Source organism: Legionella birminghamensis (assembly GCF_900452515.1).
In the GTDB taxonomy this organism is placed as follows: Bacteria; Pseudomonadota; Gammaproteobacteria; order Legionellales; family Legionellaceae; genus Legionella_C; species Legionella_C birminghamensis.
The window spans coordinates 3,066,385-3,077,500 of record NZ_UGNW01000001.1 but is presented as its reverse complement, the minus strand read 5'-3'; the positions used below and the strand labels follow the sequence as shown (position 1 = coordinate 3,077,500).

The window sequence follows — 11,116 nt, the reverse complement described above, 5'->3', positions numbered from 1 at the left end:
TCGGCCCCTAAGGCGAGGCTGAAAAGCGTAGTCGATGGGAACCAGGTTAATATTCCTGGACTTTCTATAAGTGGTGATGTGGGGACGAAGAAGGCTAGGTGAGCCGGGCGTTGGTTGTCCTGGTACCTGTTTTTAGGCGGAAAGACCTGGCAAATCCGGTTTTTCATTAACGCTGAGGGACGAGGTGGTTCTGACCCTACGGGGTGCAGAGAAGTCATTGATGCCAAGCTTCCAGGAAAAGCTGCTAGCCATAACTTATAGAGAACCGTACCGAAAACCGACACAGGTGGACAGGTAGAGAATACTAAGGCGCTTGAGAGAACTCGGGTGAAGGAACTAGGCAAAATGGTACCGTAACTTCGGGAGAAGGTACGCCCTTGGTTGTGAAAGTTTTACACTGTAAGCAACTGAGGGCCGCAGAGACCAGGTGGCTGCGACTGTTTATTAAAAACACAGCACTCTGCCAATTCGTAAGAAGACGTATAGGGTGTGACGCCTGCCCGGTGCCGGAAGGTTAATTGATGGGGTTATCTTCGGAGAAGCTCTTGATCGAAGCCCCGGTAAACGGCGGCCGTAACTATAACGGTCCTAAGGTAGCGAAATTCCTTGTCGGGTAAGTTCCGACCTGCACGAATGGCGTAACGATGGCCACACTGTCTCCACCCGAGCCTCAGTGAAATTGAAATCGCGGTGAAGATGCCGTGTACCCGCGGCTAGACGGAAAGACCCCGTGAACCTTTACTACAGCTTTGCACTGGACTTTGATGATAACTGTGTAGGATAGGTGGGAGGCTAAGAAGTGCGGACGCCAGTTCGCATGGAGCCGACCTTGAAATACCACCCTGTTATTATTGAGGTTCTAACTTGGTCCAGTCATCCTGGACGAGGACAGTGTATGGTGGGTAGTTTGACTGGGGCGGTCTCCTCCCAAAGAGTAACGGAGGAGCACAAAGGTACCCTCGGTACGGTCGGACATCGTACCAAGAGTGTAAAGGCAAAAGGGTGCTTGACTGCGAGACGGACGTGTCGAGCAGGAACGAAAGTTGGTCTTAGTGATCCGGTGGTTCTGTATGGAAGGGCCATCGCTCAACGGATAAAAGGTACTCCGGGGATAACAGGCTGATACCGCCCAAGAGTTCATATCGACGGCGGTGTTTGGCACCTCGATGTCGGCTCATCACATCCTGGGGCTGAAGCAGGTCCCAAGGGTATGGCTGTTCGCCATTTAAAGTGGTACGCGAGCTGGGTTTAGAACGTCGTGAGACAGTTCGGTCCCTATCTGCCGTGGGCGTAGGAAAATTGAGAGGAGCTGCTCCTAGTACGAGAGGACCGGAGTGGACGAACCTCTGGTGTACCGGTTGTGACGCCAGTCGCATTGCCGGGTAGCTAAGTTCGGACGGGATAACCGCTGAAAGCATCTAAGCGGGAAGCCTCCCTCGAGATGAGTTTTCCCATGAAGCCCGTTGAAGACTACGACGTTGATAGGCGAGGTGTGGAAGCGCAGTAATGCGTGAAGCTAACTCGTACTAATTGGCTGATTGTCTTGACCATATAACCTGAGTTGTCTTGGGTTATATGGACAACAAAAGCATGTAGTGTGTAGAGATTGAATTCTCGATTGTATTTCGACTCTTTACCGGCCGAAGCCGGCTTCAATGAAACGAAGCTGTGCCCAACGGTCAACCCGTTTTCCTGGCGACCATAGCGGTCTGGAACCACCTGACTCCATCTCGAACTCAGAAGTGAAACAGACCTGCGCCGATGATAGTGTGGAGTTTCTCCATGTGAAAGTAGGTCATCGCCAGGGTTTTATTGCAAAGCGGCCTTCGGGTCGCTTTTTTTTTGCCTGAAATAAAGCATATCCCACCGGATTAAGCCATTATTGTAGGTTGGCCAAGTTCCCGCAAATGTCTTGAGCCACACCAGTGCTTAATGTTGGGCCTTGGCGCAACCTACACAGCAGTAAGCTCTGCGCACGCACCTACCTACTGCGGTTCATCCCACGCACCTGCGTACTGCCGTTTATACCACGCACCTACGTACTGCGGCTCCTCCGCAGTATCCAGTGATCTCTTTAAACGTTGAGTTGATCAGCCCAGATGAGTTGGCTGGGCGGGGATTCGCGAGTTTTATTCCAAATGCAGTTAAAGATACCTATGGTCAGATATGCAGGGAAGCTGGTGTCGGGGTTTGAGGTTCTTGGACGTCTTTAATAATTTCACGATAAATTATTAAAGTTTTCCATAACACAAAATGTAAATTATAACAAAACTGAGTGATTTATGGTCTGGGTGGGTGCTCATCTTCAATCAGATGTACATAGAGTTAGTATTTAATACAGACCTTAATGTTGCCTTTTCAGCCATATAAACTCAGATTCAGATTGGCTTCGAAGAGTTTACTTTGATTCCTGTTTCCTAAATGGTTTGCTTGCAGTAAGATAATCCTCTTAAAGCTTCGAGTGACTCATGGAGAGAATATGGTCCTGTTAGGCACGCCGCATACTGGCTCTGCAACTCGTTTAATGCTGCTGGGAGCTGGCGAATTGGGCAAAGAGATTGCCATTGAGGCGCAGCGTCTTGGCATCGAAGTAATTGCAGTGGATCGCTATGCGCATGCACCGGCGATGCAGGTAGCGCATCGCTCGCACGTTGTGTCCATGCTGGATGAAGAAGCGCTGACCCGCTTGATTAAAGCAGAAAACCCACAATTCATTGTGCCTGAAATTGAGGCGATTGCCACAAGCGCTTTGCTCGAATTGGAAAAAGAAGGTTATGTGGTTACCCCGACTGCGCAGGCAGTCCATTTCACAATGAATCGTGAAAGTATCCGCCGTCTTGCCGCGGAACAACTAGGTTTGCGAACCTCACGATACTCCTTTGCCAGGAATCAGGAAGAATATATGGCTGCAATCCAGCAGATTGGTTTGCCTTGCGTAGTGAAGCCTACCATGAGTTCTTCCGGAAAAGGGCAGAGTATCGTTCGTAGTACGAGTGAAATACAAGCTGCCTGGGTGGATGCTCTGGCAGGGGCGAGAGGAATGAAAGGCAGCGTCATTGTGGAGGAGTTACTTGATTTTGATTATGAAATCACCCTGCTCACTGTTCGCCATCGGCAGGGTACTTCATTTTGCCAACCCATTGGCCATTTACAGGTTCAGGGAGATTACCGCGAATCCTGGCAGCCTCACCCGATGCAAGCCGCAGTTTTAGAAGAAGCCCAACGGCAGGCGAAAGCCGTGACGGATGCTTTGGGGGGATTCGGACTCTTTGGTGTGGAGTTTTTTATCAAAGCGGACAGGGTATATTTCAGCGAAGTGTCGCCAAGGCCCCATGATACCGGTTTGGTGACCTTAATTTCTCAGGATTTGTCAGAGTTTGCCTTGCATCTGAGGGCAATTCTGGGTTTGCCGATCCCGAATATCCGGCAGTGTGGCCCTGCTGCATCTGCCGCCTTGTTGGCGAAGGGGCATGGCCAAAACCTGCAATATGAACTACAGTCCGCATTGGAATTACCGGATACACAGTTGCGGCTTTTCGCTAAACCTGACGTGTCCGGCGAACGCCGAATGGGAGTCGGTTTGGCGCTTGGGGATACTATTGGTGAGGCGCGGAAAAAAGCACGTGCAGTTGTAGAGAATATTGAAATACTGATTAATTAGAATCCCGCCAGGCAGCTAGGCGTTGTCATTAGAAAATAGTTCCAAAGTCACTCGAATCTAAAAATTGAATGGAGTAAAATGGGTTAACTTTACAAAAGGAATTGTGTTGTATGTTAGTAAGCCGTCTGCATCAGTTCTTTGAAGAAATACAGAAACACTCTGATCCCTTGCTTCCTGACCTGCAAAGGGATTTTGGCGATTTGGATAAAGACTTCAGCTTGCAGAGCGCTCAGATAGATTGTTTAAGGGATTATTTTAGTAAACGCTGGGAACAGGTCAGGGACAAAGCGCTTGATTATACATTCGATCCCACTGGTGTTAATGAACCCTGGGTTAATTTAGCCAAAGAATTAGGCGCTGAATTAAATATCCTCTATTTGAAAATATTAATACCTGTTTTAGTCGACAATGTGGAGCCTGACATGCTGTCACGTATGTGTAATGATCAGGATCCCAGAACAATCTGTGTTGGGGATGATGATAAATCCTGGCATCGGGTGTTTGGCTTATTTAAGAAAATTCGTGAAGATGCCCATCCATTATATACCTATGATTCAGCAAACAAGATGAAACCCCGCCCTCTGAGTATAAAAGAGTTGCTAAGGCTCAGAAGCCGCAAGGGCGCTATATCATTTACCTGGAACGAGCAATTGTATGAGAGTTTCTGGGACTATTTAATCAGAGAGGCGGCACCAGCCTGGGAAAAAAAGGGTAAGTTTCCGCATGGCGCCAAACAGCTTTTGCTTAAATTTCTGGACAGTTATCTGACTCTTGACGAGCAGCAGATGGATAGCCAACAGCAATTCCAGAGGGATTATGAGCAATTGTCATTACAGCTGATGGGTGCTGCAATCGATGACGCTAATCATTTTTACGCAATAAGATTATCGACAGAAAAAGGGGAACGGCGGCTTTTAGACTTGATTCTCGATTGTTTGGAAAAAAAGCTGGATTTAGAGGACTCCTTATCACTAGCAGAATGGTTATGTAAGGAAGACGGTTCTTTAATTGTCAAAAGCGCGAAGGCTAATCCAGTTTATAAGTGTTTAGCAAAAGGCTTATTTTTAACGAACGAAGCATTAAAAATTGATTTGGAATCATTGCTAAGTGGATGTCATTCTGAATTGATACCCCTTTTAAATCAATTGGTCTTCCATTTAGGTGAATGTCATCCTGAACAGTTGCCAGCTAAAGAAACCATTAATCGGTTAAGGGAACTCTATGCTTCTCGTTTCAGATTAATCCTGGATAAGGAGCTTGACTATCTGCGCATGCAAAAAGGTGCTAATCAACTCTGGATAGCCTTGGCACAGACTCTGGCTGGGGCTGGTTTGATAGACGCCAATTATTACCGGTTTTTGATTCCGACATTAAAGCCGGAAAATGATAATGAGTTGCTCAGCGGCGATCCGGTGACGTATTACCCTTTGTCCCATTATATTCTCGCAGAGAATGGCAGTTATCTGATTTTTTTAGGAAACTGTGTCCAACAGCATATCGCAAGACGTGCATTTTTAAATTGCAGTGTGGATCCACCGAGTCGCCTAACTATAAAAGAAAGGCAGCGACTGATTTTTGCAGCAGCAGAATATGTGAATTATTTCCTCAACCAGGTGAAGAGGGATCATAGTCCTCCCTTGCTTAAGTCAACTGTCGATGCGGTAAGGGATCTGGTTAATGGCAGTGTATATAATCAAGGCCTTTATGCCAATAGGGTGCTGGATTGGGCTACCCAAACCCGCCAGGTTATGGCGTCCTATGACTCATTCAGGAAATTTTATAATCAATTGCCTGCAGAAGAGCGACATAACCTTAATGCACAAAGTATAAGCCGGGACTTTGAAGAAGGCACTTTTGAAGAGTATTTCGATCAAATCTGGGGACAGGATGATGGAGACTGGGAAAAAGAAAATGAATGTACTTCCTCCTTCGGTCAAGCATTCGTAAAATTGGTGACTGACTATTCTCATAAGCCCTTCAAGAAAGAGCTGGAAGATTCCAAAGCACTGAACCTTGAATACATGAGAAGTCAATCGAAAAAAAGGGTTTATAAAGATAGCTTGCCTCCAGCCGAATGTTTAAGGCGGATTAAAATCATTGTGGTTTCATTAATGTCTCATAGTTTTCAGAATGTTGGGAGAACAATTAATCTGAAATTATGGGATTGTGAGAATAAAGTGACAGCCACAGGGGAAAAAATACTCGATAAAATCAAACATCTAATTGAAAATAATGAGCAGGAACATGTCCAGTTTGATTATTATATGTTAACAGAAGGGGTGGCCGGTGAAGCATTAACCCGATCTCCTAAAACCCGTACCCCAGACACCACTATCTGGCTTAAGAGTATCAATGAAGAGACCCTGTTCAATGATGCCCAATTAACCTGTTTTGACCCGGAATTATTGTTTGTTGGCCTGCTGCCTCGTTTGGAAACTCGTGATGCGACCACAGAAGCCATATTAAATTTTCTTGATCAGATTTTAAAAACTTTAATGCAGGAACAGCAAAATGAAAATAAAATCTGGATCCGCATTAATATTAAGTTTCAGAAACTCTTAAGTGAGCTGAGGCTAAGCAAGCAAGAAGAAATCTTGGACGAATTACGAAAGATGTATAAAGAGAAGACGGCAGGAGAAATTAAATCCGCATTTGATAGCCTTAGCGGGCAATTTCTCAAAAGACGGGTTGAGATTCATACCGTGAAGACTAAAGCGGTAAGCCCGCGCTTTTTCTCTCAGTCAACTGTTATGCCTGGCACTGAGACGCTGCCTTTTAAAGAGCAGGTTAAAACAATTGAGCTGGGTGAAAAAGAAAAAAAATCAACAACCGCAGACTATTTGGAATTTCTGGGCAAGCGAATACCGGATTTGAAAGACAATTTTGTATCATCAGCAAACAACACGGCATTGGTATGCAGTTAAGCTAAGTGTATGAGCCCAGTAGTTTCAAGAAACTGTCATATCGTTTTTCGGATATTTTTCCTTCCATTACAGCCTGTGTTATTGCACATCCAGGACTGTTCTCATGATCGCAATTTCTAAATTTACAGGCCGGAGTCAATTCACGAAATTCCCGAAAACCATAGATGAGCTCCGCTCGAGGCATTTGCCAAAGCCCAAACTCACGGACGCCGGGAGAATCAATTAAGGCTCCGCCTTTGGGCAAATGGTAAAATCTGGAATTGGTTGTGGTGTGGCAACCCAGCTCTGAATTGATAGAAATTTCTGCCGTTTGAATAGTTTCATGGGGCAAAATTCGAGAAATGATGGAGGATTTACCCACTCCCGACTGACCGGCAAAAACACTTGTCTGATTAACCAGTTGGTCTTCAAGTGGGGAAAAACTTTCCGGCTCGAGATTCGTAACCATAAGAATGGAATAACCCAGTGATCGATAGTAACCGAGCAATTCGTCTTTGATGTCGTCGCAGTCGAGATCAACCTTATTGAGCAGAATGATTGGGTTTAATCCCTGGTGTTCCGCAATAATCAGGTAACTATCCAATAGCAGCCAGGTAATAGCCGGTTTAGGGGCTACAACAATGATAAGCTGGCTGATATTGGCAGCAATCGGCTTAGCCCCCCTTCTATCCTGCTTTTGCAGCACCGATTCACGGGGGAAGCGACTGACCACAACGCCCTGATTCGGCCCCTGGCTTTGCCATATAACCTGATCGCCAGCTACCAGCGAGTCGATATTTGGCCGAATCAGACAGTGAATTACCTGTCCGTCCTCAATTTCGACTTCTGCGTGCTTGCCGTAACGTGTAATGATTAAACCCTGCTGATTGATTTCGTTAAGAGGATGATTCTCTTCCAGAAAATTTGCCTGTATTTTTTGGATGCGGGCTGCTTGCTGTTTGTTGATTCGTCTTTTACTCATAGGTGAAAGCTGATGTATAATCCCGAACAGGCTAGCCTATTGCGGATAATTGCTCAAAAATTGGATTATAATTATGAGAAGTATCACCAGGGTAGTTGTTCAAACTTAAATCATTAATTGTGTAGTTTATTATACAACATCCAGGACCTTTTTATTAATGAAAATTTATTTGGTAGGAGGCGCTGTCCGCGATCAATTATTAAATTATCCTGTTGCAGAAAAAGATTGGGTTGTAGTCGGCGCGACTCCGGAACAGTTATTAGCGCAAGGTTATAACCGGGTAGGGCGGGATTTCCCTGTATTCCTGCACCCTGAAACCCGTGAAGAATATGCCCTGGCCAGGGCTGAAAGAAAGTCGGGGCGCGGCTATTATGGATTTGAATGTGATTTCACTCCAGAAGTTAGTCTGGAGGAGGATTTACTGCGCCGGGATCTCACAATCAACGCAATGGCAATGGATGAGTCCGGCAATATCATTGATCCCTATCAGGGAAAAAATGATCTGGAGGCGAGGATTTTACGTCATGTTTCACCCGCTTTTATTGAAGATCCGGTAAGAGTCCTGCGAATTGCCCGTTTTGCTGCCCGCTACCATCATCTAGGCTTTAAATTGGCAGAGGAAACGCGTTTATTGATGTATAAAATGGTAAAGAATGGTGAGCTGAATTATCTGATTGCTGAACGGGTATGGCAGGAATGGCAGCGAAGCTTAGGTGAAAGGAATCCGGAAATCTTTATCACCACCTTGAGGGCTTGCGGCGCTTTGGCAATTATTATGCCGGAAATAGAACGTTTATTTGGGGTTCCCAATCCACCGCAGCATCATCCGGAAATTGACAGCGGTGTTCACAGTCTAATGGCTTTGGTACGCGCAGCCCAATTAAGCAAAGACCCTTTGGTGCGATTCGCAGCCCTGGTGCATGATCTTGGGAAAGGGGCAACCCCGATGCATGAATGGCCCAAACATCGGGAGCATGAAGAGCGCGGAGCGGCTATTATTGAACAGTTATGCGCACGCTTAAGGATACCGGCTGATTATCGTAAACTATCGGTTCAGGTTTCCCGCCTCCATTTACTGATCCATCGGATCAGGGAGCTGAAAGCGGCAACCATCGTTAGGGTTTTGGAAAAAGCCGATGCGTTTCGACGACCCCAGGTATTTGATCAGTTATTACTGGCCTGCCAGGCGGATGCGCAGGGGCGAGGTAAAAAAAACGAGTATAAACAGTATGAAAACTGGCAATACGTCTTACAACAATGTGCTAAAATTTCTGCCCAGAAATTAATTGAGCAAGGCTATGAAGGGGCAGATATTAAAACTGGACTGCATGAGCATCGGGTTGCTTGTGTCAATTTAATTATAAATTCCTGGAAAAACAATGAGAAACAACAATAATTTAATCTGGATCGATTTGGAAATGACCGGCCTGAATCCAGAGGTCGATCGCATTATAGAAATCGCCACAATAGTCACTGACTCAAAGCTCAATATTCTTGGGGAAGGGCCCGTTTTCGCCATTCACCAAAACGAAGAATTGCTTGCCGGTATGGATGAGTGGAATACGAGGCAGCATAATCAGTCAGGCCTGGTTGAACGAGTTCGCCAGTCCACTGTCGATGAAGCTTTGGCGGAGCAAAAAACTATCGCATTTTTAAGTCAATTTCTGGATCGGGGCAAATCGCCAATGTGTGGCAACAGCATTTGTCAAGATCGACGCTTTTTGTATAAGTATATGCCCAAATTGGCTGATTTTTTTCATTATCGCAATCTGGATGTAAGCACCCTAAAGGAACTGGTTAAACGCTGGAACCCGAAATTAATCGAGGGTGTTATTAAGGATTCCAAGCATTTGGCACTGGCTGATATTAAAGACTCCATCGATGAATTGATTTATTATCGTCAGCATTTTATCAATATTCCAGGTGACAACCATGCTTAATCGTGAACGTTTGATGCTTCCCAATGAGGCAGGCAAGTTATTGCTGCATTCTTGTTGCGCTCCTTGTTCTGGGGAGGTAATGGAGGCTTTGGTATTTTCTGAAATCGATTTTACCATTTTCTTTTACAATCCAAATATCCACCCCATACAGGAATACGAAATCCGCAAACAGGAAAACATGGCTTTTGCAGACAAGCACAAAATTCCCTTTATCGATGCCGATTACGACAAGGATAACTGGTTTGAACGGGTCAAAGGGCTTGAATGGGAGCCGGAGCGTGGTAAACGCTGTACGGCCTGTTTCGATATGCGCTTTGAGCGTACAGCCCTTTATGCCCATGAGCATGATTTTCCGGTGATTAGCAGTTCTCTGGGAATTTCCCGATGGAAGGATATGAATCAGATTAATGGTTCAGGCACTCGGGCTGCAAGCCGTTATCCCGGAATGATTTACTGGACCTACAACTGGCGTAAGGATGGCGGTGCGGCACGTATGTATGAGATTGCCAAGCGCGAGAATTTTTACAAACAGGAATATTGCGGTTGTGTTTACTCATTACGCGATACTAATGCCTGGCGAAAGAAAAATGAACGAGAGCGTATTAAGATCGGCGTCAGCTATTATGGAAATGAAGTTGAAATAAATAATGATGATCAGCAACAGGAAGCAAAATGACAACAAAGGACGAGCATTCTCAGCATGATCACGGCCATGATCATTCTTCCCATGGACATAGCCATCCGGCTCCTGCATACAGCAGGGCCTTTTTAATCGCAATTGTCGCTAATGGCATATTTGTGGTCTGTCAGATTATTTTCGCCATCCTTGCCAATTCAACCAGCTTACTCGCAGATGCAATTCATAATTTGGGAGATGTGCTGGGTCTGATATTATCCTGGATAGCGAACAGCCTGTTAACACGGAGCCCAACCGACAAGACAACCTATGGATTGAAAAAAACCTCAATCATGGCGGCTCTGGCGAACGGGATCATGCTGGTTTTTACCTGCGGTATCATCGCTACCGATGCGCTTTATAAACTATTTTCTGAAAACGAGGTGCAGGCCGTTTCGGTTATGATAGTGGCCACTATCGGTATTATAGTGAATGGCGCAACCGCAGCCTTGTTCATGAAAGGAACGGACGATCTTAATATTAAATCCGCATTCTTACATCTTTTATATGACGCCTTTATTTCAGTAGGTGTTGTTATTTCCGCTGCCATTCTTTATTGGACTGGCTGGCAATGGATTGACCCTGTCGTAGGTCTTATCATTGCGGTTATCATTATTAAAGGTACCTGGGGATTATTCAAAGACAGCTTCCGCCTGCTGATTGACGGTGTGCCCACTGGCATTTCCTTAATTGCTGTACGTGAACAATTAGAAGCTATTCCCGGAGTAAAGCAGGTGCATGATTTGCATATCTGGGCATTGAGTACCCGCGAAAATGCATTATCTGCCCACTTATGGATGCCACAGCAGGCTTTAAGTGATGAGAAACGGCGGGAAGTGATCAGGATGCTGAAAGAAACGTTTAATATTAATCATGTTACTATTCAGGTTGAAAGCAGCCTTGAATACTGTGACGATGCTTGTTCCTGAATCACCACGCGGCTGATTACTCCGC

Annotated in this window: 7 protein-coding genes and 2 rRNA genes (1 of these 9 cut by a window edge); 8 read left to right on the top strand and 1 reads right to left on the bottom strand. The window is 45.6% G+C overall.

Features of this window, described 5'->3' with window-relative positions; all coding sequences use genetic code 11:
- The 4 genes from DYH42_RS13175 to DYH42_RS13160 form a co-directional block, all read left to right on the top strand.
- A 23S ribosomal RNA gene (locus DYH42_RS13175) occupies window positions 1-1,551 on the top strand; it begins 1,345 nt to the left of the window's first position.
- A gap of 140 nt (window positions 1,552-1,691) precedes the next feature.
- A 5S ribosomal RNA gene (gene rrf / locus DYH42_RS13170) occupies window positions 1,692-1,807 on the top strand.
- Between the two features lie 672 nt (window positions 1,808-2,479).
- Window positions 2,480-3,661 (top strand): formate-dependent phosphoribosylglycinamide formyltransferase, encoded by a 1,182-nt coding sequence (gene purT, locus DYH42_RS13165; protein ID WP_058523991.1) that lies wholly within the window; start codon window positions 2,480-2,482, stop codon window positions 3,659-3,661.
- 110 nt (window positions 3,662-3,771) lie between these two features.
- Window positions 3,772-6,585 carry a hypothetical protein gene (locus DYH42_RS13160; RefSeq protein WP_058523992.1) on the top strand — a complete coding sequence of 938 codons (2,814 nt, stop codon included), beginning with the start codon at window positions 3,772-3,774 and terminating at the stop codon, window positions 6,583-6,585.
- Between the two features lies 1 nt (window position 6,586).
- Here the strand turns inward: DYH42_RS13160 and rsgA are convergent, their stop codons facing one another.
- Window positions 6,587-7,546 carry a small ribosomal subunit biogenesis GTPase RsgA gene (gene rsgA / locus DYH42_RS13155; protein WP_058523993.1) on the bottom strand — a complete coding sequence of 320 codons (960 nt, stop codon included), beginning with the start codon at window positions 7,544-7,546 and terminating at the stop codon, window positions 6,587-6,589.
- Between the two features lie 157 nt (window positions 7,547-7,703).
- On the opposite strand from rsgA, the gene DYH42_RS13150 reads away from it, so the two are divergent.
- The 4 genes from DYH42_RS13150 to DYH42_RS13135 are packed head-to-tail and all read left to right on the top strand — an operon-like array spanning window position 7,704 to window position 11,091.
- Complete coding sequence (locus DYH42_RS13150) at window positions 7,704-8,942, top strand: multifunctional CCA addition/repair protein (RefSeq protein ID WP_058523994.1); 1,239 nt, start codon at window positions 7,704-7,706, stop codon at window positions 8,940-8,942.
- Window positions 8,926-9,486 (top strand): oligoribonuclease, encoded by a 561-nt coding sequence (orn, locus tag DYH42_RS13145; protein WP_058523995.1) that lies wholly within the window; start codon window positions 8,926-8,928, stop codon window positions 9,484-9,486. The genes DYH42_RS13150 and orn overlap by 17 nt, the downstream gene beginning before the upstream one ends.
- The gene (locus DYH42_RS13140) at window positions 9,479-10,162 is read left to right on the top strand and encodes an epoxyqueuosine reductase QueH (protein ID WP_058523996.1); all 684 of its coding nucleotides are present in this window, start codon (window positions 9,479-9,481) and stop codon (window positions 10,160-10,162) included. The genes orn and DYH42_RS13140 overlap by 8 nt, the downstream gene beginning before the upstream one ends.
- Entirely contained in the window at window positions 10,159-11,091 is a 933-nt protein-coding gene (locus tag DYH42_RS13135) for a cation diffusion facilitator family transporter (protein WP_058523997.1), read from the top strand. The genes DYH42_RS13140 and DYH42_RS13135 overlap by 4 nt, the downstream gene beginning before the upstream one ends.
- Window positions 11,092-11,116 lie beyond the last annotated feature (25 nt).